This window comes from Veillonella sp. T34266-5 (genome assembly GCF_002959815.1).
In the GTDB taxonomy this organism is placed as follows: Bacteria; Bacillota; Negativicutes; order Veillonellales; family Veillonellaceae; genus Veillonella; species Veillonella atypica.
Genome location: NZ_PPCZ01000006.1, coordinates 57,426 through 79,541 on the forward strand (window position 1 = coordinate 57,426; position 22,116 = coordinate 79,541).

The following is a 22,116-nucleotide window of genomic DNA, read 5'->3' on the forward strand; positions in this document are numbered from 1 at the left end:
GAATCACTTACACACACCGCACCGCTTACACCCTTCCATACAAGGCGGTGTATACGCTTCATCAACGGCCCGTTGCCATTCTTGTTCTAAATAACCATTTCTTAGACCCATATCCAAATGAGACCACGGCAAATAATCCTCGAACTTGCGTTCCCGATAATTGCAGTCATCCATGTCGAGGCCGGCTTTTTTCATTTCAGATTTAAAGGATTTGCTACCTCGATCTTGGGCACATGCAGCGAGGACCTTGCCTAAGCGGCGGTCACCTCGGGCGAGTACACCTTGGATATATGCTTCTTTAGGAGACTCAACGAGTACCTCGATGCGACGATTTTTTTGCAATGATTTCTTAATATATTGTAATTTCTTTTCTACACTCTTTTGATGATCCATAGCCATCCACTGGAATGGTGTAAATGGCTTTGGTATAAATGGATTAATACTAAGTGTTAATCGGCCTTTACAACCCACCTCAGCCATGTGGGCTTGTGTACGTTCTGCTAACCCGATAATGGCATCTATATCTTCATCAGTTTCCGTTGGCAGGCCAATCATAATATAAAGACGCATATGCTGAATACCAGACTTAGCGGATAACTGAGCAGCGGTGCGAAGATTTTCTTCACTAATCCCCTTGTTGATGACACGACGTAATCGTTCACTACCCGTCTCAGGCGCAATGGTAATTGTCTTTTGTCCACTTTCAGCCAATCCATCGACAACGGCTTGTGTCAAGGAATCGGCGCGCAAGGACGCACAGGAATAGCGCATATCCTTAGAGCGAATATAGGTTACGAGCTCATCTACCTCTGGATAATCGGAAATGGCCGCCCCCATAAGGCCTACCTTTTTCCCTAACTTTTCTGCTCTATCGACGCCTTCTTTCAAGATATCTAGTGGTCGTACACGTGGTACGCGGAAACAATACCCGGCCATACAGAATCGACAATGACGGCCACAGCCTCGAGCTACCTCGATGATATACATGGCACCAAACTCGGTGAAATTCGTAGCAATTACCGTTTCACCACCGCTCGTAAGAGGCTCAAAGTGGCGTCGTATGATTTTGGGTGCACCATCTGCTATATCATAGCCAACAAAGCGCTTATTATCGTCATATCGAGGCGTATATAAAACAGGTACATATACACCATCAATTTGAGCTAGTGCAGAAATCGTTTCTTCTCGGCTTTCACCATTCTCACGACCCTCGCGAATCCGTTCTAACACAGCAGTAACGATGCCCTCTCCTTCACCGATGATGAAAGCATCGATAAAGTCCGCAAAGGGTTCAGGATTAAATGTTGCACACGGTCCTCCGGCAATGACGATAGGATCAAAGCCAGTTCGATCTTCGCTCATAACAGGTACCCGACCATGACGAAGCATAAGAGGAATATGGAAATAATCCATTTCAAAGGTCACATCAAAGGCTACCACATCAAACTGATGCATAGGCCGTTGCGTTTCAACACTCATAAGCGGAGTTTTCGTCTTATCATAGGCATCTAGTTCCTTTTTCTCAGGCAAGAATATCCGCTCGCATACACTAGATGGATGCAAATTGATTTCCTCATAGATAATGTGAAGGCCTAAATTGCTCATGCCAACGAAATATGTATTTGGATAAACAATAGCAACCTTTTGCTCCGCATGAGGGTTAATAGTTACGCGACTATCCTCATCTTTATAAAGTTCTTGTAATCGATCAATTAAATCTTTACGGTTCACTAATTTCCTTTCTATATAAGCCCACTACGAAAAGTGGGCTTAACAACGCTCTCTATATATAATTCAAGAGATTATATTTTAGATTTTATTGTATCCTTTGTATGAATAGTCTTTGTTTTAATTGTTTTTACCAATTGAGGCCGATGTTTTTTCTCATACGGATACAATACGACTTTACCATCTCTGTATTCCGCAATGTAGATATCCTTAATAGAATACCCTTGTGCCTGTACCTCTTGTTCTAGCCATTCTTTATCTTTTTCAATTACATCAAGAGTAAATTGATTAATTTGACCATCATTGATCAAATCAAAACGAATATTTTCTTCACCGAACTGAACAACACTAAGCTGACCATTTTGCTCTAATACAGCGCGCTTAACATCTGCTACATATTGAACACCAGCTGTGCGAAGTTTTAGTTTTAATTCAGCCGATTGAATACCATAACGCATACATTCTTCAGTTAAGACATGACCTTTTTCGATAACAATTACAGGATGACCATCTAGAATTGTTTTAAAGAATCTAAGATTGCCTTTTAAGAATTTAAGCGTCATTACGAGAATAGTCCATAAGATGAGAACTAACATAAATTGTAAAATACCAATCGCATCATTATAGATGATGGCACCGATAATACCACCGAGTACATAGTTTTGTAATTGGTCTAAAGCAGAGGTTGGCGCTAAGTTTCCCTTCCCCATTAAGTTAATTTGTAAAATAATCGCCAAGAGACCTATGGCGAGTTTGGCAAAGACCATCCCATAGACGGCCATAGCTTCTGTCATATGTGGTCCTCCTTATGGTAATACATCCGCTTTATCATGAATTCGGTCTGTAGGACTTACTGTATACACACGAGTGATTGTATAGGTAGTAAATTCAGGATTAAATTGCACCTCATAGTATGCATCGCTAACCTTTAAGATCATACCATTACGTACCTTTAAGGAATTAACAGCTAATTGACCTTCATCAACACCACGGTCTGCACTAAAGGAATGCAAGAATTGAGCCATTCTAGAAGAATCTTCAGAGTAATTCTTCATACGACCATATTCTTGATATTCTAAGCCTAAGAAAAATACAATAATTAAGGATAATATAACAGTTAAATCACGGTAACGGCTTGTAAAACCATTACGCAAAACTTGAATGCCTACTCCGAGAAGGGCTAATAAAACAACTACAAAGATAACGAAGCCTAATGTATGACCAGATACGATTTGGCTTTCCACATAGGAAACGGTATAGAAGTCCATAATTATGCTCCTTTCATATATCTTTTTATTATATCACAAATAAATATGATAATAACCAACAACGATTTATAAAAAATAGAGCTACCACAATGATAGCTCTATTAAACAGTTACTATACTAATTTATTTACATTCACGGTACACGATGATATAAGCATGAGTATTCGCTGTAAAACCAGATTCTAATTCTAGTTCAACTTCTAAAACGGCATCGTCAACGTCACCTTTATAATACGCATTACGTTGTTCTGCGGAATAGAAATACATAGCCGCATTATATTCATTACCTGCTTGTACTGGAATTGTGATGGTAACAGGCTGTGTTTCAACATTCTTTGTTTTAGTACCCACATTATCCGTCGTGTAATATACGGATTCAATGGTATGTTCTCCTGGTGTTAATGCCACAATGACTTGACCATATTGACCAGTTTTATGATCAATAGTAGAAAGGTCCTTACCATCAATCTTTACAGATTTACCATAAATATGAAGAATCGCTTTATTAGCATTCTCTTGTACAAATTGTTGTTCACCAGCTTGTCGTTTTTTATTGAACTTCATAAATACGGCAAACAAAATGGCCCAAATGACTGCAACCGCCACGATGATAATAATAGTTGTAGAACTCATAGTATCTCTCCTTATACCAAAATATACTACACTGACTCTACGTTAACTATATCATACGTACTTGTATTACTCAATAAAAAAACGACCCCAAATGATATGTACCCATTTTCCTGGACACATATTATTTACTAGCCTAAACACATGGATGCTTCCCTGTATTTTACAGGAGGCATCCATTTTGTTTTTTTCTGAATCCTTCTGTTGTTGTAATAGTTAATATATTCTTCTATCGCTACTGCAAAAGCATTAAATGATGAATATTCTTTTTCAAAACCATAATATATTTCTGTTTTCAATCTACCGAAAAACGTCTCCATCACAGAATTATCATAACAGTTTCCTTTTCTGGACATAGACTGAATAATTCCATGTTCTTTAAGTGCGTTCCTAAAATATTTATGCTGGTATTGCCATCCTTGATCAGAGTGGAAAATCAACCCCGAAAGATTAGGATACTTTTTGAAAGCTCTATCTAACATACGAGAAATCTGCTCTAAATTAGGCCTTAATGCCAAGTCATAAGAAATAACCTCATTCGTATTCATATCTAAGATAGGTGATAAGTAACACTTTCCCCACGGAAAATTAAATTGAGATACATCCGTAGTCCATTTTTGTAATGGCGCTGTTGTACTAAAGTCCCTATTGATAATATTTTCGGCTATTTTGCCTACTTGGCCTTTATAAGAGTGATATTTTTCTTTTGGTCTCTTTCCCGCGAGTCCCATGACTTTCATAAGTCTTTGTACTCGTTTATGATTGACTATAAAACCTCGATTAAGAAGTTCTTGATATACACGACGCACACCATAACGGCCCTTATGCTCTGTAAAAATCTTTTGGATTTCCTCTTTAAGTTGTATATTTCTTTCATCTACAAGATCCACTTTAGAGAGCTCAAAATAATAGGTGGATTTGGCCATTCCCATAGCTTTTAAAAGATATTTTAGTTGATATCCTTGCTTTTTGAGTGTTTTGATAATTGCTGCTTTTTCGCCTTGAGACGCGCAGCTTCCTTTTCTTCTCTCAAGGCAATCTCTTTTTTTATGACTTCATTTTCAGCTTTAATATAAGCATTTTCAGCTCGTAAGCGAATGAGTTCCTCGTATTCACTCTCATTGAGTTGTCTAGGTGAAATATTCTTTGTTACTTTCATGTTAGAATCCTTTGGTCGTCGTCCTTTAGGCTTATTGATAAGACCATTGTATCCCAAAGTCTTGTATTTATGAACCCATTGATATAGCTGCCCAGAATTAATACCAGCTACAATAGCTACTGTTCTCAATCCTTGGCCAGAGAGCACTTGGCATACCAAACTATATTTCTCTTCTGGAGACCAATACTTATTAGTCCCTCGATTTTTATTAATGTTCGGACCATGATGTTGCTCTAGTTTAACCCAGTCTCTTATTAGTTTATGAAATGTATCTGTCGTTACACCGTTAGGTGTCTTAGGCCATTCACCTCGATTAAATAATTCAATTGCTTTCTTTTTAAATTCATAACTATATCTCATGAAAATACCCCCTTTACTGGTTGTCCAGTAAAGGGGGTACATATCACAAATGGGGTCGCTTTCAGTAAGCCTATGCTTATCAAGAAATTACTAATGCAATCTCTTATTTCAACCAGCTCATCAAGTTACGAAGTTCTGCACCAACTGGTTCGATTGGATGAACAGCTGCTGCTTCACGATGTTCTTTAAGGAATTTTTGACCATTTTTAGAATCAGCCAAGAATTCATCAGCGAATTTACCAGATTGAATGTCAGCCAAGATTTGTTTCATAGCTTCTTTTGTTTCTGGAGTAATTACGCGAGGGCCTGCATAGTAATCACCATATTCTGCTGTGTTAGAAATGGAGTTACGCATTTTTTGGAAACCACCCTCGTAGATAAGATCTACGATCAATTTCATTTCATGCAAGCATTCGAAGTAAGCGTTTACAGGTTCATAACCAGCTTCTGTTAATACTTCGAAACCAGTTTGAATCAATGCAGTCAAACCACCGCACAATACAGCTTGTTCGCCGAACAAGTCAGTTTCTGTTTCGGATTTGAAGTTAGTTTCCAAGATACCTGCACGACCGCCGCCGATACCGCAAGTCCAAGCTAATGCTACTTCTTCAGTATCGCCAGATGGGTCTTTTTCTACTGCGTACAAGCAAGGAACGCCGGAGCCTTCTTGGTATGTACGACGTACTAAGTGGCCAGGACCTTTAGGTGCTACCATGAATACGTTGATATCTTCGCGAGGAACGATTTTACCGAAATGAATGTTGAAGCCGTGAGCGAATGCTAAGTATGCACCTTGTTTCAAGTTAGGAGCGATATCTTTTGCATAAACGTCTGCTTGTAATTCGTCTGGAATCAATACCATAACGATGTCAGCGCCTTTAACTGCTTCTGCAGTTTCTTTTACAGGAAGACCTGCCTCTTCAGCTACTGCCCAGCTTTTGGAACCAGCGCGAAGACCGATAGTTACGTCAAAACCGTTTTCTTTCAAGTTCAATGCATGAGCATGACCTTGGGAACCGTAACCTAAAACTGTAATTTTTTTGCCTTCCAATTTACTTAAATTGCAATCTTCATCATAGTAAACTGTTGTACCTAAAATTTTACCTGCCATGTTAGACAACCTCCAATTTATATTCAATAGAATATTTAATATATATACTGTACACAATCTCGCAAATAATTGCAAGGTTTGTAGCGTATATCGTAATTTATCGAATAGTCAAATAGACTAATTCATAACTAAATTTGTACCCTCTTTGTATTAAAAAAATATGAATTCTGAAATTTTCATACCTTATTTAACGATAACCCAAGGGCGATCTTTTTCCCAAACAACGGATACATCAATACCGAAAACATCGGTCAATATATCGTCGGTTAAGATGTCCTGTTTTTTGCCTTTATACACGATGAGACCATCTTTAATAATTGCTACATGTGTAATGCTAGGCATAATTTCTTCGATTTGATGAGATACATAGATAAAAGGTTTCTTCTCATCACGAGCCATATTTTCCACGGTTCTTAAGAATTGCTCACGAGCCGGCAAATCAAGACCAGAGCAAGGTTCATCTAAGATCAACAAATCAGGATCTGCCATGATGGCACGAGCCAATAGTACACGACGTTGTTCGCCAACGGATAAGGTGGAGAATTTATGGCCTTCCAAATAGGAGATTTTAAATTCTTCCATTAGGTCTATCGCTTTTTTTCGCTGGTCTTCAGAGACGTCCTTATAGACGCCGATAGTGTTGAAAGCACCTGAAATAACGACATTTTCTACCAATTGGCGGTCTAAGGTAGATTGAAATTGGCCCAATGTGGCGCTTACAAATCCTAAGCGATTTTTAATCTTAACCCATGCATATTTGCCAAATTCATGGCCAAATACGCGCAATAGACCGGTCGTCGGGATTTGATAGGCTGGAATCATACTGAGCATCGTTGATTTACCGGCCCCATTGAGACCTAATAGAGCCCAGTTTTCGCCTTCTTCCACGTGCCAATCTACGCCTTTTAGGATTTCGCGACCATCGCGACGAAATTTGACATCTTCATAATGTAGTACTTCACTACTCACACAATCAACTCCTACATTTTTTCTCCACGACTCATAGCGGTAATACCGGTTTTAGCGATTTCAAGAATACCATAGGTTTCCATAATTTGAATGAAACCGCGCAATTTTTCTACGCTACCAATTACTTCAATAATCATAGAAGTAGGAGAAATATCGAGTACATTGCCACGATATACATCGGCAATTTGTACAATTTGAGAGCGTGTTGCAGCAGTTGCTTTTACCTTGATAAGCATTAACTCACGGCATACCACATCATGATCTTCAAAAACTTTAACTTTTACAACATCAATGAGCTTGTAAATTTGTTTTTGAATTTGGTCTAAGATGCGATCATCTGCCTCAACGGTGAGGGTAATACGAGCATAGCCTGGTGTATTTGTAATACCCGATGTCATCTTTGTAACATTAAAACCGCGACGGTTAAAGAGTGCCAATATACGTGCACCAATGCCTGCTGTATTTTTTGCAATTACTAAGACTTGATGTTCTCTCGCCATTATAGCACCCCTTTCTTGCCCATCATGCCACTCACAGTACCACCTGCTGGGATCATTGGCAATACATTATCCTCACGTTCAACGCGACAATCCAAGACGATGCTTTCATCAGATGTAATATAGGATTTAAAATCTTTATTGAACGTTTCAACTGAATCGAAGCGCGCTGCTTTCAAATCAAATGCATCAGCTAGCTTTAAGAAATCAGGACTCACTTCTAAATCTACATAGGAATAACGTCGGTCATTGAAGATTTGTTGCCACTGACGCACCATGCCAAGATATCCATTGTTGATGATGACAATCTTAATTGGCAAATTATATTGACGAACCATCATAAGTTCTTCGAAGGTCATTTGGAAACCACCATCGCCAACAACAAGGATGACTTGTTTGTTAGGAGCACCTACTTGAGCACCGATTGCCGCTGGTAAGCCATAGCCCATCGTACCAGCACCACCAGAAGTTACGATGGTATGTGGTGCCTTATGTGTTAAGAACTGAGCAGCCCACATTTGATGTTGGCCTACATCGGTTACGATAATAGCATCATCCTTAGCAATTTTATTGAGTTCAGATAATACATATTGAGGATGCAACTCACCATGAGTCGATTCAGGAACAACCATAGGATATTCTTGTTGCCATTCTCGAATTTGCGCAATCCAAGATTCATGTGTAGTCGGTTCAACCAAAGTATTCAATTCGGTTAATACTCGTTTTAAATCGCCTACGATTGGTACGTTAATGGTAACGTTTTTATCGATTTCAGCAGGGTCGATATCGATATGAATGATTTTAGCTTTTTTGCAGAAGAAATCCGGATGACCTGTAATGCGGTCATGGAAACGAATACCCGCCGCAATAACGAGATCTGCATCTTCGGTACAATTGTTAGCCGCTACCGATCCATGCATACCGACCATACCAAGAGCCAATTCATGGTTACCAGGGAATCCACCAAGGCCTACCAATGTATTAGCTACAGGAATTTGAGCCTTTTCGGCCAATTCCTTAAGTTCTGCCATGGCACCAGATTTTAAGACGCCTGCACCAGCAATAATTAAAGGACGTTTCGCATTCTTAATAAGCGTGGCCGCTTTTTTAATTTGACCTTGGTGGCCTTTATACGTAGGATCATACCCTTCAAGATGAATTGGTACATCAAACAATTTATTGTATTCCGCCATGGATATTTTTTCAGTTTGGATATCCTTAGGAATATCAATCAATACAGGTCCAGGACGACCTGTACCAGCAATGAAATACGCTTCTTTAATGATTCGTGGTAAGTCGTGAATATCTTGAACAAGATAGTTATGCTTTGTAATAGGCATCGTAATACCTTGTATATCCGCCTCTTGGAATGAGTCCTTACCAATTAGTGCACGTCCTACTTGACCCGTAATGGCTACCATAGGCACAGAGTCCATATAAGCAGTCATAATACCTGTTACAAGATTCGTAGCACCAGGGCCAGATGTGGCAAGGCATACACCAACTTTACCGGATACGCGAGCATATCCATCAGCCGCATGAGCTGCACCTTGTTCATGACGCACAAAATAATGTTTAATTTCAGGGAAGCTATAAATTTCATCATAAATTGGAATTACCGCGCCACCTGGATAACCGAACATGTCGCTTACACCAAGGCGATGCAATGTTTCAAGGACAATGCGTGCCCCATTGATTGTTTCTGCGCTCATAGGAACCCTTTCGACCAGCTATTCAGATAAAATCTCGCTGGAATTTAAACGTTTAATGGTATAACCATTCTTTTTAAAAGTATCAATAATGCTTTGAATATGTTCTTCACCATTGGTTTCTACAGTAACTTGTAATTCCACTTCGTGGAAGCGGTCAAGATTTTTAAACTGATTATGATCAAGTTTAATAACGTTTGCATCCGCATCTGCAAGCATTTGAGATACAGCAACCAATTGGCCTGGTTTATCTGGAAGGTTTACAGAGAATGTAAAGATACGGCCACGCAATACGAGACCTTTATTAATCATAGAAGAAATGGTTAATACATCGATATTACCACCGCTGACGATGGCTACTGCCTTTTTACCTTTGCAGTCTAATTTTTTTAGACCCGCAAGAGGCAAAATACCAGAGTTTTCTGCTACTAATTTATGTTTTTCAACGAGCAACAAAAAGGCTTCCATCAACTCGTAGTCAGAGACAGTAACAATTTCATCCACATATTGTTTGATATAGTCTAGTGTAGTATCGCCGATCAAACGTACTGCTGTGCCATCTGCAATAGTAGCCACTTCATCTAATGGTACTGGTTTACCAGCTTTAAGGGCCGCTAATGCACTAGCAGCACCTTCTGGTTCTACACCGATTACTTTGATGCTAGGATTTTTTAACTTAGCGGCTGCTGCGATGCCGGATACGATACCGCCACCACCTACTGGAACAAGTAATACATCCGCATCAGGCAATTCCTCAAGAACTTCAAGGGCAATAGTACCTTGGCCTTCAATGACATCTTCGTCATCAAAAGGATGGACGAACACATATCCGTGCTCTTGTTGTAATTCCATCGCTTTTTGGTAAGCTTCATCATAAATCTCACCATGTAGAACGACTTCGGCACCATATTGTTTTGTAGCATTCACCTTGATGAGAGGTGTATGTTTTGGCATGACGATTGTCGCCTTAATGCCTAGACGTTTTGCAGCAAGCGCTACACCTTGCGCATGGTTACCGGCGGACGCGGCAATAACACCGCGCGCCTTTTCTTCTTCCGTCAATTTAGCAATTTTATTGTATGCTCCACGCACCTTAAAGGAACCTGTTATTTGCAAGTTTTCTGGCTTAATGTACACATCATTGCCACACTCTTCAGAGAACACATCGCTATGAAGCAGTTTAGTTTTTACCGTAATCGTGCTTAACCGTTCACGGGCTTCCATAAAATCATATAACTTATGCATAAGACACCTACTCTTGTAGTAATAACAATACTTCTCCTATTAGTCTTCTAAAATTTCGATAGCACCTTGTGCTGCAGAAGATACATGGAGAGCATATTTTTTAAGGTATCCAGTTACATTAGATTTGAATGGTTTCAATGCTGCTTTACGGCGAGCGATTTCATCGTCAGATACAGCTAATTCCAATTTGCCGTTTGGAATATCGATGTTGATGATATCACCATCTTCAACAACGGCGATTGTACCACCTGCTGCTGCTTCTGGAGATACGTGACCAATGGATGCACCACGCGTAGCACCAGAGAAACGACCGTCAGTCAACAATGCTACATCTTTATCAAGACCCATACCTGCGATCATGGATGTTGGTGTCAACATTTCGCGCATGCCAGGGCCACCTTTAGGGCCTTCGTAACGGATAACTACCACATCGCCTTTTACAATTTTACCGCCTGTAATAGCTTCAACAGCTTCTTCTTCGCTGTTGAATACCTTTGCTGGGCCAGAGTGAACGAGCATATCATCATCTACGGCACCTGCTTTTACAACGGAACCGTCTACAGCAAGGTTACCTTTAAGAACAGCAATACCACCTGTTTCATGAACAGGATTATTCCATGGATGGATAACATCTTCATCCACAACATGAGCTGCTGTTGCAATTTCACCTTGTGTTTTAAGAGCTACAGTTTTGCAATCTGTATGCAAACGACCATTTTCTGCTAAACGTTTCAACACAGCAGATACGCCACCTGCAGCATACAAATCTTCGATGAAGTATTTACCAGATGGAGAAAGTTTGGATAATTGAGGTGTGTTTTGTGCAATGCGATCGAAGTCGTCCAAGGACAATGGTACACCTGCTTCGTGAGCGATAGCTGGCAAATGAAGTGCTGTATTAGAGGAACCACCCAAAGCCATATCTAGAGCTACTGCATTTTCAAAGGCTTCGCGTGTCATAATGTCTTTAGGACGAAGGTTTGCTTTCAATACCTCTACTGCTTGCATACCTGCTAATTTAGCAAGACGTAAACGTTCAGAGTATACTGCTGGAATTGTACCATTACCAGGAAGGCCCATACCAAGAGCTTCTGTTAAGCAGTTCATTGTATTAGCGGTGTACATACCAGAGCAAGAACCACATGTAGGACATGCGGTATTTTCGATTTCAGCTAACTCAGCATCACCCATTTCACCAGTTTGATGTTTACCTACTGCTTCGAATACGTCGGACAAACCGATTTTTTTGCCATTGTGTACGCCTGCAAGCATAGCACCACCGGATACGAATACGGATGGAATGTTTAGACGAGCTGCAGCAATCAACATACCAGGGACTACTTTATCGCAGTTTGGAATAAATACCATTGCATCAAAAGGTGTTGCCATAGCTGTTGCTTCGATGGAATCAGCGATGATATTACGAGTTACCAAGGAGTATTTCATACCGATGTGGTTCATCGCCAAACCGTCACAAATACCGATTGTATTGAACTCGATTGGCACACCACCTGCGTTGCGAATGCCGTCTTTTACGGCTTGTACAATATTTTTCAAGCCCACATGACCAGGAATGATTTCATTGAAGGAATTGGCAATACCAATGACCGGTCTACCTAATTCTTCGTCTACGAAACCGAGTGCTTTTAATAAAGATCTGTGTGGTGCACGTGCTACGCCTGTTTTTAAATTGTCACTTCTACAACTCATGATATTCTCCTCACTTCTTTTGAAAGTATCCACTTGGACAGCTTTCACAATGAACAAAAAAAAGACGATTCCAAAGAACCGTCTTAAAAGTTTACAAATGATATTCCTTTTGTTTACAGAATTCCTACATACATAAAAACCTATGTACCCCATGGAATACATACAAATAAGAATCACTATAGTCAAATCTTATTGATTGTATATTAAACCATTCGCGGAACTTTCAAGACAAAAACGTGTTAAGTTGTTGTTCATAATTCGAATGTTTTTAATAATCACGACCAGCGCGATAATCAACAAGCTAATGACTAAACCGAACATGTTTCCTCCTAAAATAATCTGTAACGATAAAACTATAATAACACGTTCTATAGTGTCATGCAATAAATATTCTATAGATTTATTATATTTTTTTTATGAAGTTCACCATGCCCAATAGCTATACCCATATATGTTTATGCACTAATATTTAATATACAAAAATCCCCCGCCATAGCGAGGAATTTATATATTATAAAATACCGAATAGCCACATACCAAATGTACCAGCCCAGAAGTGAATCATAAAACTTACTACAGAAATAGCAAGACCTACGCGCCACCATGTGCCTTGAGGTACATAGCCTGCACCAAAGAAGATTGGTGTTACACCAGAGCTATAATGCGTTAATGTACAGCCAGGGCTATTCATCAAACCAAAGAGCAAGATGGTAAATGGAATCGGCGCACCCATGGCAACCAAAATGGCTGCAAAGGCAGAGAATAATGCGGTAATACGCGCCGTACCACTAGCAAAGAAATATTGAGAGTATACGAAGGTTGCAGAGATGATAAAGGATGCCCAGAACCAATCGATACCTACGAGATGTTGACTTACAAAATTAGCAAAAACAGCCACTACACCAAGTTTACCAAGAAGGCCAGCCATACCAACGAGGGTCCCCATCCAAATGAGGATATCCCAACCGGTGCGTTCACCTAATATGTCTTCCCATGTGAGGGATCCAGTTACAACACAAGCAAGAACACCCATCATAGCAACTACTGTAGGATGTAACTTTGTCCAAATCGCCGTAGCCCAAAGCAAAATGCACAGGATAAAGATAATAGCCACAGAAATTTCAGATTTCGTAATTGGCCCAAGTGCATTTAATTCCTTTTGTGCCATCTCAGCCGCTTCTGGTGTTTCTTTGATTTCTGGCGGATAGATTTTATAGATAAACCATGGCATCAAAATCATACAAATAACACCAGGGATGACACCCGCTTGGAACCATTCCCACCAAGAAATATCATAACCAAATAATTTTGCACCTAAGGATGTGATCAATAGGTTACCGCTACAAGCAGTTAAAAAGATTGTTACTGTAATTGTATTGATGGTGTGAGCCGTCGTCATCAAGTACGCCCCTATGCGACGTGCTGTATTGCCATGAGGCTCAGAGTCAAAGGCAAGGGAAATATTTTGTACAATTGGGAAAATAATACCGCCCCCACGAGCCGTATTAGATGGCGTGGCAGGAGAAATAATCAAATCCGTACAAGCCAATGCATAAGCTAACTTTAAGGAACTAGTACCAAAGGCGCGAATCAAAGTATACGCGATACGCTTACCAAGGCCAGAATTAATAATGCCTCTAGAAAAGAATACGGCTGCTACGATAAGCCACACATTAGCCTCTGCATAGCCACCTAAAGCTTGCACCATCGTAATAGAGCTCGTTGCCACAGCAGCAACAATGCCAAAGAGTGCCATAATGCCCGTCGGCCAAGGGCGTAAAATAAAACCAACAATCGTAGCTGTAAAGATAGCCAACAAATGCCAACCTTCAGGCTTAATCGCCTCTGTATGAGGCAAAAACCAAATAATCAGGCCAATCAAAACGGTTAAGGCCGCTCGTGTCCATGTACTCATAGTCCCTCCAAAAATTCCTTAATCTTAGGTTTTTGACGCAATGTCTCCATTTGTTCATCAGTCAATAATTTAACCTTATCTCGGTCTTTATTAACAAGGCAGAAAAATCCTATATAGTCGCCCTTATTAGCTCTAAATTGATGAATTGTATTGCCTGGGATTTCAATAAAGTCCCCTTGTGCTACATCATAAATTTCATCACCTAGTAAAAGTTGCCCCTTACCGCGGCCAATCATAACCATATGTGTATGCTCATGATACTCTAACGTAGAGTAGCCCCCGGGCAAACATTCAAAATAACGGAATTGGCAGGGAATATCATAAGCCCCATCATATAACACTTGTCGTGTTACATCCTTAAAAGGACTACCATCTTGTTTATACACCAAGGTATCGACGCCATCCCATTTAAAATTTTCCGAATCAAACTTGCGTATCATCTCATCACCTCACAATACAAAAAGGGCTGTATCGAAACGATGTTTCAATACAGCTCTATGAATTCGATTATTTAAAGAGACGTTTAATCGTACCTAGTAAACCATGGCTATGTTCACGAACACCATCAACCACGGACTCTACATCAAATCCAGTTCGTTCAATAGCTGTTGTAATCGTTTCAACAGATACCTTTGCTGGATCAAAAGATACAGTAGCCGTTTTATTTGGCAAATCAACTTCGGAGCTAAGTACGCCATCTAGGCCTAATGTAGCACCTTCTACTGTTTCCTTACAATTATTGCACATCATACCAGGTACAGTGAATACCTTTGTTACAACGCCATTATCTTCACCACAACCGCAATCTTTGCACATAGTAATACCTCCTAATCGTTAGCTTCCTTATGTTTTTCATCATTTTTAGCCCCAGCTGTCACATCGATAGTGGTAGCAGATTTAACGGCTTCCTTTGTCTCATCGACAGCTTTCTTTGGGCCAGAAAGAGCATCTTTAAATTCGTTGATACCCTTACCAATCGCTTTACCCACTTCAGGTAATTTACCAGGTCCGAAGATAACTAGAGCAATCACTAAAATAACTATTAATTCAGGTGTTCCTATAGACCCCATTTGTATCTCCTTTATATTTACTTAATACTACATCCATCAGTGTACATCATTATACGCATCTTTGTCCACATACCACGTCATAGGTTCTTGTGAAAGCACCGCCCCCGGCAGCACACGACCGATACGTTTATCCCATGATGTATCTTCATAGTCCTCACGTTGGTACAAAACCTTTGTAAGGGCAGTCCGTTTACTTTCACCAGTCACAGTGAACCAAAGGACATCTGTTTTCGCCAAAAACGAAAAGGTCATGGAAATGCGTTCCCACACCTTGCCATCCTCAACGGGCACAACATTGCGATCCGCTACACGCAGTGCATGAGAACCCGCAAAAAGTCCTGCTGTATGACCATCCTCACCAAGATCTAGGATTGCTAAATCCAGGCCAGATTTTTTACAAGCTTTAAGAACATTGCCTATTTCTTTCTCGTACTCGTCAGCTGCCTCTATAACAGTTTTCGAATTGGTATTAATAGGGAAGAAATGGGCCGCCCCCTTCGCCTTACAAAGCAGATATGGTTTTACACGGTTGAAATAATTATCTTCATGAGACTGAGGCAAAAATCGCTCATCAGTCCAGACAAAAAATATTCGTTCCCAGTTAACACGCTCAATGTACTCAGCGGAGTTCAATGTCTCTAACAAACCATTGATGACTGTGCCTCCAGTGATACCTACAATGCATGTTTCGGTGCGGCTGATTTCTTCATTGGTGAAAGCAATAAAATCCTCCGCTAATGCAGCGACCACATCACTAGGAGTGTCATAACATTTAATTGTATCTTGAGCCATAAAATATGGACCTCCTAAAACTATCTTAATAGTTCTATTATATACGTTTTGTCAATGTCTGAAAAGGAAAAACCGATGTAACACACTATATGAGCCACATCGGTTCTAATTATATGAATATTCAGTTCTAATTTACATATGATTTAGCACATGTAATTACAAAATAGTATTACTTTTGGCCAAATTTAGGACGACGACGTTCTGTAAAGGCGAGAACACCTTCTTTAAAGTCCTCAGAAAGGCCTAGTTCACATTGATTTTCTACTTCGAATTTCTTATATTCTTCCCAGCCTGCTAAAAAGCTTCTCCACATCATTTCCTTCATAACGCGGTACGATTTTGCAGGGCCTTTTGCTAATTTTTCAACTAGACGTCTTGTAGCAGTCTCTAAGTCCTCTGGTTCACAAACTTTATATACAAAACCAAGTTCTTTACCTTTTTCAGCGGAAACCGCTTCACCAGTCATGACAATGTGCATAGCACGATTCATACCGATGGATCGAGTCAATAAGAATAAACCGCCTGCATCAGGTGCAAGACCTACGTTTACGAAAGCTTGAATAAAACGCACATTGTTAGCTGCTACTACAAAATCGGCAGCCAACGCCATGTTAAATGCTGCACCAGCCGCAGCACCTTGAAGGCTCATGATAACAGGTTTAGGTAAGCGTTTCATAGCCATAGAAATCTGAGCTACTAACTCAACGATTTCAAATAAAGACTCTGTATCACCTTCATTTACAGCCCGTTCCATTTCTGTTAAGTCGCCACCAGCAGAGAATACCTTACCTTCAGCATTGATAAGCAATGCACGAACACTTTCATCGTTATGTGCTTTATCTAAAACCTCAAGAATTTCCTTGCACATTTCAATGTTAAAACCATTCGCCACTTTAGGGCGGTTAAATGTCAACGTACCAATGCCGTTATCCACTACGTATTGAATTGTATTATAAATCATATGATTTCTCCTATATGAAAATCTATTTTCGAAAAAAATCGATTATATCTTTATTATAGGAAAATTAAGTGGGGATGTAAACAGGATTTCCTATATATAAAACGCAAAAACACCTGCAGACATTGTCTGCAGGTGTAATGACCTGTATTCCAAATATTAACGTTTGGAGAATTGGCTTGCTTTGCGGGCTTTTTTAAGACCGTATTTTTTACGTTCTTTCATACGTGGGTCACGAGTCAAGAAGCCAGCTTTTTTCAAAGATTGACGAAGTTCGCCATCTACGTCCAATAACGCACGGGAGATACCGTGACGAATTGCACCAGCTTGACCGGAAGGACCGCCACCAGCTACAGTTGCGATTACATCGTATTGTTCAACTGTGTTAGTCAAATTCAAAGGTTGTTTTACGATCAATTCCAAAGTTTGGCGACCGAAATAATCATTAAGTTCACGTTTGTTAACAGTGATTTTACCTGTGCCCGGTACCAGACGAACTCTAGCAACGGAAGATTTTCTACGACCAGTGCCGTAATATTGTGCTACTGCCATTATATGTTCCTCCCTCTAGATTATCGTACGGAAATTTCTAAAACTTCTGGTTTTTGAGCTGCATGTGGATGCTCAGGACCAGCGTATACGTTTAATTTACGGTATTGTTGTGCACCCAATTTGTTTTTTGGAAGCATACCACGAACTGCCATTTCAACAACACGTTCAGGTTGTTTTTCAAGCATCATGGACAATTTAGTGAAACGGGAACCACCTGGGTAACCAGAGTGACGGAAGTATTCCTTTTGTTCCAATTTTTTACCAGTTACGCGAATTTTTTCTGCGTTTACAACGATCACATGGTCACCAGTGTCTACGTGTGGTGTGAAAGTTGGTTTATTTTTGCCCCGAAGAACTTTTGCAACTTCGGCAGCAAGGCGTCCTAAAGTTTTACCTTCAGCGTCAACAACATACCATTTCCGTTCGATTGTGTTCGGATTGGCCATAAATGTAGTTTTCATGCTGCATATCCTCCTAATAACGTCATAATTCTACCAAAATCAGCTTGTCCTTTGCTTCCGGGGCTAATGGAAACACGACTAAAGCTTACTCAAAACAGTATACAGATTTTGGTGTCCTATGTCAATTGTTTTTTTACACTGCTATAGCCCATTAACAGTAACATGTCATAAAGAAAAAACCACCCAATTCTGAGTGGTTTTCCCATAAGCGCCAAATTATTTGGAGTACAATTCGACGATAAGTGTTTCGTTAACTTCGATAGGAAGTTCTTCACGTTGAGGAAGACGAGTGAAAGTAGCTTTGAAGCCTTCCAAGTCTTTTTCAATGTAAGGAAGTTCGAAAGAACGAAGTTCTTGGAAATTAGTTTTGAACATTTCGTTGTCACGGGAAGCTTCACGAAGTTCAATAACGTCACCTGGTTTGCAGGAGTAGGATGGAATGTCTACACGACGACCATTTACCAAAATGTGGCCATGGTTTACCATTTGACGAGCTTGACGAATGGAGTTACCGAAGCCGATGCGATATACAAGGTTATCAAGACGTTGTTCCAAAAGGATCAACATGTTTTGACCTGTAACACCTTGCATTTTTTTCGCTTTATCATAATAGCGTACGAACTGGCGTTCTAGCAAGTTGTAGTAAGCTTTAACTTTTTGTTTTTCTAATAATTGTGTGCCATACTCAGACATTTTTTTCTGACGTTGGTCTTTTTTGACGCGATTCAAGGCTTTTGCGTGACCGAATACGTTCACACCAAAGCGACGACAAAGTTTGAATCGAGCCTCTCTTCTCGTTGCCATGTGATTATCACCTCATAAATTAATATATACTTGTACCACGACATAAAGGTACTTAGTAATAATATCACTTCTTATGCCCCTGTGTCAATTAGTTCTACCTATAAATCGCATGTGCAAAGCAGATTCTTTCGCCATACTATTTATCATTATTTTTACTCACCTATCATAGCATTAGAAACGAAATTTCTTATAAAAGAACCGCTCTATATCTATTCTAATTAATTCATCGCCTTTTATAGATTTAGATGAAAAAATACTTATAGTATGCTACAATACAATTAATATAGGTAATAAGTAGTAATGTGAGGTTTTTATTATAATCGGAGTACCGAAATGAAAGAATTACCAACCATGCAAGAGCTACAAAGTTTTATTACATATAATAAAACAGGTAGCTTTACACTAGCAGCACAAACGATGAATATCACCCAATCTGCTTTCAGTGCGCAAATGAAAAAATTAGAACGTCTTGTAGGCGTTAAATTAATTTCTCGCTCCACCCGCGGCAGTCGTTTGACTCCAGAAGGTGAACTATTCCTGCCTGAAGCAGAACTCGTATTGGACACATTGGAGAGAGCCATACAATCCATCCGTTTAGCTAGCAAGGTTGAACGCCCTATCCTAAACATCGGCGTTCTTCGTAGTCTCGGCGACATTCGCCTCAATGGATATGTATCGCATTTCTTTGAAAACCATCCTGAATTTTCTGTATCTATTTACGATATGGAAGAAGAAGAGCTATTGCTCGATTTACGAGAAAATCGTATCGACATTGCCCTTCTCTATTTACCCAATAATAAGGACATGTCCTTATATGAATCAAAAGCGCTACGAGAAGATGAATTTGTGTATTATGCGCCAAAATTGATTGATCAGGTTAAGGAAGCTACTTTAAAATCAATTCAACAATTCCCACTTTTAATGTATCCACCTAAATATTTTATGTACCGTACATTAAAAGCATATGTAGGTAATGGTCAGCAAAATCTACACATCCGTGGTAGCCGCTTATCTAATCCGTACACAATGATCGATTATTGTGGTAAGAATGAATCTGGTTGCATCGTAGCACGTCAAATCCTCGACGCCCTCAACATCACTACTGGCTATTTACCATTAGAAAAACCATTTAAGTTACAAGTATGTTTCGCATACAAGAAAAATAATTCTAAAACTGAAACGATGCATACATTTATGGACTATGTCCATCAGGAATCTCCTGCGAGGTTATAATGCTCTTATCTATTTTCTTTTTCATCTTAGCAGGCTTAGCCGAAATCGGTGGCGGTTATTTAGTATGGCTTTATATGCGCGATGATAAAAGCCCGGTATATTTACTGGCTGGCGCAATCATTCTATTTTTATATGGCATCATCCCTACATTTCAACCAGAGGCCAGCTTCGGCAAGGTCTATGCCGCATACGGTGGCGTATTTATCGCACTCTCCATTCTATGGGGCTGGCTTATCGATGGATTACGCCCCGACATGTATGATATCATCGGCGGTCTAGTTTGCCTTGTGGGCGTATATATTATTATGTATGCACCGCGCTAACTAATCGCATTCTATATCCTCACAGCTGCTTACTCATTTACTCATTATAGTCCATTGGATATAAGATCAGTAGCATGATTTTGTGTTCCATTTAAAATGTTGTTTAAAAAGTATATATGAATAAAAATAGCCAGTATCTCTATAATGAGGTACTGGCTATATATCTGTATATTCCTATAAATAGCGCTTATTTGTCTAGGAAAAGACAAATAGCCCTTCGTTATCTTTGATAATTCGATAACTGAAAGGCCATTTCTACATGTATATGTAATTCAGAGATGAGCCTGACGTATCCACTCGTCTGACTATCTTCTTATATTATAGCGGTGGTTTTATTCATCGTCAAATATAAATAAGTCAATCACCTTTCTTTTGCATATAATGCGGCTTGAACACCTACATTATACTTAAGCAAGGTGATTTTTTTGTATAACTTTCGTTGCCGCACTCGCATAGCGGTTGGTTTTATGATTCGCGACTACGTCGCGAACCAGTCTAAAGACAATAATAAAAAACAGTTATCCGAAGATAACTGTTTTAGCTTGGTGGACGATGACAGGATCGAACTGCCGACATCCTGCTTGTAAGGCAGGCGCTCTCCCAGCTGAGCTAATCGTCCATGTGGTGACCCGTCCGGGAATCGAACCCGGGATACCGCCGTGAAAGGGCGGTGTCTTAACCGCTTGACCAACGGGCCATGATATAAAATTGGCTCCCCGAGTAGGACTCGAACCTACGACCGATCGGTTAACAGCCGATTGCTCTACCGACTGAGCTATCGAGGAACATTAGTGGAGCGGGAAACGAGATTCGAACTCGCGACCCCCGCCTTGGCAAGGCGGTGCTCTACCGCTGAGCTATTCCCGCATGTGGTGGACGATGACAGGATCGAACTGCCGACATCCTGCTTGTAAGGCAGGCGCTCTCCCAGCTGAGCTAATCGTCCATATTGGTGACCCGTCCGGGAATCGAACCCGGGATACCGCCGTGAAAGGGCGGTGTCTTAACCGCTTGACCAACGGGCCAAAGTTGGTGACTCACCCGCGACTCGAACGCGGGACACCCTGATTAAAAGTCAGGTGCTCTGCCAACTGAGCTAGTGAGTCATGAATGGCTCCCCGAGTAGGACTCGAACCTACGACCGATCGGTTAACAGCCGATTGCTCTACCAACTGAGCTATCGAGGAATGTATGGAGCGGGAAACGAGATTCGAACTCGCGACCCCCGCCTTGGCAAGGCGGTGCTCTACCGCTGAGCTATTCCCGCATACAGAACCGATAATTACTATATCATAATTACCTTCTGTTAGTCAAGAACTAAACCAGGTCAGTTCTGACTGCCTTATAATAATATCAATTTACACATATAGTGTCAATGGTTTTTCAATGAATTTCCTATAAAAATAATACGAAATCTATATGATACAAATCTACCTGATTTATACCAAACATATAAAAGAGGACTTTCAAATATATAGGGTTATAGGACAAAAAGTGTGTGTGACTAATCCCAATAAGTTGGAAAATCTGTAGACATATGTAGCTCATTCCAAACAGGAGCATCGCCCCATTGAGGGATTGAACGATCTATTTGGTAATAATCAGATAACCGTTTGTAGATAG

General features: G+C 40.2%; 23 protein-coding genes, 9 tRNA genes and 1 pseudogene. 2 read left to right on the forward strand and 31 right to left on the reverse strand.

Annotation, left to right across the window (positions count from 1 at the left end; genetic code table 11):
• Positions 1 to 3: 3 nt before the first annotated feature.
• The 21 genes from VIHSUH07_RS03945 to rpsD form a co-directional block, all read right to left on the reverse strand.
• Positions 4 to 1,731 carry a radical SAM protein gene (locus tag VIHSUH07_RS03945; protein ID WP_105083987.1) on the reverse strand — a complete coding sequence of 576 codons (1,728 nt, stop codon included), beginning with the start codon at positions 1,729 to 1,731 and terminating at the stop codon, positions 4 to 6.
• A 71-nt stretch (positions 1,732 to 1,802) separates the two neighbouring features.
• Positions 1,803 to 2,522: a DUF421 domain-containing protein gene (locus VIHSUH07_RS03950; RefSeq protein ID WP_105083988.1), complete on the reverse strand. Its 720-nt coding sequence runs from the start codon at positions 2,520 to 2,522 to the stop codon at positions 1,803 to 1,805.
• A 12-nt stretch (positions 2,523 to 2,534) separates the two neighbouring features.
• Positions 2,535 to 2,996 (reverse strand): DUF3290 family protein, encoded by a 462-nt coding sequence (locus VIHSUH07_RS03955; protein WP_105083989.1) that lies wholly within the window; start codon positions 2,994 to 2,996, stop codon positions 2,535 to 2,537.
• Between the two features lie 122 nt (positions 2,997 to 3,118).
• On the reverse strand, positions 3,119 to 3,628 hold the full coding sequence (locus tag VIHSUH07_RS03960) for a hypothetical protein (protein WP_105083990.1): 510 nt from the start codon (positions 3,626 to 3,628) through the stop codon (positions 3,119 to 3,121).
• Between the two features lie 128 nt (positions 3,629 to 3,756).
• Positions 3,757 to 4,611 carry an IS3 family transposase gene (locus tag VIHSUH07_RS03965; RefSeq protein ID WP_233187818.1) on the reverse strand — a complete coding sequence of 285 codons (855 nt, stop codon included), beginning with the start codon at positions 4,609 to 4,611 and terminating at the stop codon, positions 3,757 to 3,759.
• On the reverse strand, positions 4,575 to 5,144 hold the full coding sequence (locus VIHSUH07_RS03970; protein ID WP_059364581.1) for a helix-turn-helix domain-containing protein: 570 nt from the start codon (positions 5,142 to 5,144) through the stop codon (positions 4,575 to 4,577). The genes VIHSUH07_RS03965 and VIHSUH07_RS03970 overlap by 37 nt, the downstream gene beginning before the upstream one ends.
• A gap of 103 nt (positions 5,145 to 5,247) precedes the next feature.
• On the reverse strand, positions 5,248 to 6,255 hold the full coding sequence (gene ilvC / locus VIHSUH07_RS03975; RefSeq protein WP_105083992.1) for a ketol-acid reductoisomerase: 1,008 nt from the start codon (positions 6,253 to 6,255) through the stop codon (positions 5,248 to 5,250).
• A gap of 183 nt (positions 6,256 to 6,438) precedes the next feature.
• The gene (locus tag VIHSUH07_RS03980; RefSeq protein WP_105083993.1) at positions 6,439 to 7,224 is read right to left on the reverse strand and encodes an ABC transporter ATP-binding protein; all 786 of its coding nucleotides are present in this window, start codon (positions 7,222 to 7,224) and stop codon (positions 6,439 to 6,441) included.
• Between the two features lie 11 nt (positions 7,225 to 7,235).
• Positions 7,236 to 7,724, reverse strand: a complete 489-nt coding sequence (gene ilvN, locus VIHSUH07_RS03985; RefSeq protein ID WP_105083994.1) for an acetolactate synthase small subunit — start codon at positions 7,722 to 7,724, stop codon at positions 7,236 to 7,238.
• The gene (gene ilvB, locus VIHSUH07_RS03990; protein ID WP_105083995.1) at positions 7,724 to 9,433 is read right to left on the reverse strand and encodes a biosynthetic-type acetolactate synthase large subunit; all 1,710 of its coding nucleotides are present in this window, start codon (positions 9,431 to 9,433) and stop codon (positions 7,724 to 7,726) included. The genes ilvN and ilvB overlap by 1 nt, the downstream gene beginning before the upstream one ends.
• 18 nt (positions 9,434 to 9,451) lie before the next feature.
• Positions 9,452 to 10,675: a threonine ammonia-lyase gene (gene ilvA, locus VIHSUH07_RS03995; RefSeq protein ID WP_105083996.1), complete on the reverse strand. Its 1,224-nt coding sequence runs from the start codon at positions 10,673 to 10,675 to the stop codon at positions 9,452 to 9,454.
• 39 nt (positions 10,676 to 10,714) lie between these two features.
• On the reverse strand, positions 10,715 to 12,385 hold the full coding sequence (gene ilvD / locus VIHSUH07_RS04000) for a dihydroxy-acid dehydratase (RefSeq protein WP_005377866.1): 1,671 nt from the start codon (positions 12,383 to 12,385) through the stop codon (positions 10,715 to 10,717).
• Between the two features lie 511 nt (positions 12,386 to 12,896).
• The gene (locus VIHSUH07_RS04005) at positions 12,897 to 14,300 is read right to left on the reverse strand and encodes a DASS family sodium-coupled anion symporter (protein WP_016476513.1); all 1,404 of its coding nucleotides are present in this window, start codon (positions 14,298 to 14,300) and stop codon (positions 12,897 to 12,899) included.
• Entirely contained in the window at positions 14,297 to 14,740 is a 444-nt protein-coding gene (locus tag VIHSUH07_RS04010; RefSeq protein ID WP_005377848.1) for a cupin domain-containing protein, read from the reverse strand. Before VIHSUH07_RS04010 ends, VIHSUH07_RS04005 begins: the two co-directional genes overlap by 4 nt.
• A 67-nt stretch (positions 14,741 to 14,807) precedes the next feature.
• Entirely contained in the window at positions 14,808 to 15,116 is a 309-nt protein-coding gene (locus tag VIHSUH07_RS04015; protein WP_016476512.1) for a heavy-metal-associated domain-containing protein, read from the reverse strand.
• An 11-nt stretch (positions 15,117 to 15,127) separates the two neighbouring features.
• Positions 15,128 to 15,370: a Sec-independent protein translocase subunit TatA/TatB gene (locus VIHSUH07_RS04020; RefSeq protein WP_005377864.1), complete on the reverse strand. Its 243-nt coding sequence runs from the start codon at positions 15,368 to 15,370 to the stop codon at positions 15,128 to 15,130.
• A 36-nt stretch (positions 15,371 to 15,406) separates the two neighbouring features.
• Positions 15,407 to 16,162: a 6-phosphogluconolactonase gene (gene pgl / locus VIHSUH07_RS04025; protein ID WP_005377850.1), complete on the reverse strand. Its 756-nt coding sequence runs from the start codon at positions 16,160 to 16,162 to the stop codon at positions 15,407 to 15,409.
• A gap of 169 nt (positions 16,163 to 16,331) precedes the next feature.
• Entirely contained in the window at positions 16,332 to 17,123 is a 792-nt protein-coding gene (fabM, locus tag VIHSUH07_RS04030; RefSeq protein ID WP_105083997.1) for a trans-2-decenoyl-ACP isomerase, read from the reverse strand.
• A 156-nt stretch (positions 17,124 to 17,279) separates the two neighbouring features.
• Positions 17,280 to 17,672: a 30S ribosomal protein S9 gene (rpsI, locus tag VIHSUH07_RS04035; RefSeq protein WP_004695188.1), complete on the reverse strand. Its 393-nt coding sequence runs from the start codon at positions 17,670 to 17,672 to the stop codon at positions 17,280 to 17,282.
• A 20-nt stretch (positions 17,673 to 17,692) separates the two neighbouring features.
• A complete protein-coding gene (gene rplM / locus VIHSUH07_RS04040) occupies positions 17,693 to 18,133 on the reverse strand; it encodes a 50S ribosomal protein L13 (RefSeq protein WP_005381375.1) in 441 nt (146 codons plus the stop codon).
• A 216-nt stretch (positions 18,134 to 18,349) separates the two neighbouring features.
• Complete coding sequence (gene rpsD, locus VIHSUH07_RS04045) at positions 18,350 to 18,937, reverse strand: 30S ribosomal protein S4 (protein WP_005377187.1); 588 nt, start codon at positions 18,935 to 18,937, stop codon at positions 18,350 to 18,352.
• A 333-nt stretch (positions 18,938 to 19,270) separates the two neighbouring features.
• On the opposite strand from rpsD, the gene VIHSUH07_RS04050 reads away from it, so the two are divergent.
• Positions 19,271 to 20,170, forward strand: coding sequence for a LysR family transcriptional regulator (locus tag VIHSUH07_RS04050; RefSeq protein ID WP_005377113.1), 900 nt, complete (start codon positions 19,271 to 19,273; stop codon positions 20,168 to 20,170).
• Positions 20,170 to 20,493 (forward strand): YnfA family protein, encoded by a 324-nt coding sequence (locus VIHSUH07_RS04055; protein WP_105083998.1) that lies wholly within the window; start codon positions 20,170 to 20,172, stop codon positions 20,491 to 20,493. The genes VIHSUH07_RS04050 and VIHSUH07_RS04055 overlap by 1 nt, the downstream gene beginning before the upstream one ends.
• A 543-nt stretch (positions 20,494 to 21,036) precedes the next feature.
• Here VIHSUH07_RS04055 and VIHSUH07_RS04060 read toward each other — a convergent pair.
• The 10 genes and pseudogenes from VIHSUH07_RS04060 to VIHSUH07_RS04105 form a co-directional block, all read right to left on the reverse strand.
• Positions 21,037 to 21,112: transfer RNA gene (locus VIHSUH07_RS04060), tRNA-Val, on the reverse strand.
• 3 nt (positions 21,113 to 21,115) lie between these two features.
• A tRNA-Glu gene (locus VIHSUH07_RS04065) sits at positions 21,116 to 21,190 on the reverse strand.
• Between the two features lie 12 nt (positions 21,191 to 21,202).
• A tRNA-Asn gene (locus VIHSUH07_RS04070) sits at positions 21,203 to 21,278 on the reverse strand.
• 7 nt (positions 21,279 to 21,285) lie between these two features.
• A tRNA-Gly gene (locus tag VIHSUH07_RS04075) sits at positions 21,286 to 21,360 on the reverse strand.
• A gap of 3 nt (positions 21,361 to 21,363) precedes the next feature.
• A tRNA-Val gene (locus VIHSUH07_RS04080) sits at positions 21,364 to 21,439 on the reverse strand.
• Between the two features lie 4 nt (positions 21,440 to 21,443).
• Positions 21,444 to 21,518, reverse strand: a tRNA-Glu gene (locus VIHSUH07_RS04085).
• A 5-nt stretch (positions 21,519 to 21,523) separates the two neighbouring features.
• Positions 21,524 to 21,599 (reverse strand) — tRNA-Lys (locus VIHSUH07_RS04090).
• 5 nt (positions 21,600 to 21,604) lie between these two features.
• A tRNA-Asn gene (locus tag VIHSUH07_RS04095) sits at positions 21,605 to 21,680 on the reverse strand.
• A gap of 5 nt (positions 21,681 to 21,685) precedes the next feature.
• Positions 21,686 to 21,760 (reverse strand) — tRNA-Gly (locus VIHSUH07_RS04100).
• A 237-nt stretch (positions 21,761 to 21,997) separates the two neighbouring features.
• Positions 21,998 to 22,116: pseudogene (locus tag VIHSUH07_RS04105) on the reverse strand (IS256 family transposase); the annotation flags it as partial.

Coding starts and splice junctions, on each gene's coding strand:
- VIHSUH07_RS03950 (WP_105083988.1), bottom strand. CDS start 2,522: ATGACAGAAGCTATGGCCGTCTATGGGATGGTCTTTGCCAAACTCGCC.
- VIHSUH07_RS03955 (WP_105083989.1), bottom strand. CDS start 2,996: ATGGACTTCTATACCGTTTCCTATGTGGAAAGCCAAATCGTATCTGGT.
- VIHSUH07_RS03960 (WP_105083990.1), bottom strand. CDS start 3,628: ATGAGTTCTACAACTATTATTATCATCGTGGCGGTTGCAGTCATTTGG.
- VIHSUH07_RS03970 (WP_059364581.1), bottom strand. CDS start 5,144: ATGAGATATAGTTATGAATTTAAAAAGAAAGCAATTGAATTATTTAAT.
- ilvC (WP_105083992.1), bottom strand. CDS start 6,255: ATGGCAGGTAAAATTTTAGGTACAACAGTTTACTATGATGAAGATTGC.
- ilvN (WP_105083994.1), bottom strand. CDS start 7,724: ATGGCGAGAGAACATCAAGTCTTAGTAATTGCAAAAAATACAGCAGGC.
- ilvB (WP_105083995.1), bottom strand. CDS start 9,433: ATGAGCGCAGAAACAATCAATGGGGCACGCATTGTCCTTGAAACATTG.
- ilvA (WP_105083996.1), bottom strand. CDS start 10,675: ATGCATAAGTTATATGATTTTATGGAAGCCCGTGAACGGTTAAGCACG.
- ilvD (WP_005377866.1), bottom strand. CDS start 12,385: ATGAGTTGTAGAAGTGACAATTTAAAAACAGGCGTAGCACGTGCACCA.
- VIHSUH07_RS04005 (WP_016476513.1), bottom strand. CDS start 14,300: ATGAGTACATGGACACGAGCGGCCTTAACCGTTTTGATTGGCCTGATT.
- VIHSUH07_RS04010 (WP_005377848.1), bottom strand. CDS start 14,740: ATGATACGCAAGTTTGATTCGGAAAATTTTAAATGGGATGGCGTCGAT.
- VIHSUH07_RS04015 (WP_016476512.1), bottom strand. CDS start 15,116: ATGTGCAAAGATTGCGGTTGTGGTGAAGATAATGGCGTTGTAACAAAG.
- VIHSUH07_RS04020 (WP_005377864.1), bottom strand. CDS start 15,370: ATGGGGTCTATAGGAACACCTGAATTAATAGTTATTTTAGTGATTGCT.
- pgl (WP_005377850.1), bottom strand. CDS start 16,162: ATGGCTCAAGATACAATTAAATGTTATGACACTCCTAGTGATGTGGTC.
- fabM (WP_105083997.1), bottom strand. CDS start 17,123: ATGATTTATAATACAATTCAATACGTAGTGGATAACGGCATTGGTACG.
- rpsI (WP_004695188.1), bottom strand. CDS start 17,672: ATGGCAGTAGCACAATATTACGGCACTGGTCGTAGAAAATCTTCCGTT.
- rplM (WP_005381375.1), bottom strand. CDS start 18,133: ATGAAAACTACATTTATGGCCAATCCGAACACAATCGAACGGAAATGG.
- rpsD (WP_005377187.1), bottom strand. CDS start 18,937: ATGGCAACGAGAAGAGAGGCTCGATTCAAACTTTGTCGTCGCTTTGGT.
- VIHSUH07_RS04050 (WP_005377113.1), top strand. CDS start 19,271: ATGAAAGAATTACCAACCATGCAAGAGCTACAAAGTTTTATTACATAT.
- VIHSUH07_RS04055 (WP_105083998.1), top strand. CDS start 20,170: ATGCTCTTATCTATTTTCTTTTTCATCTTAGCAGGCTTAGCCGAAATC.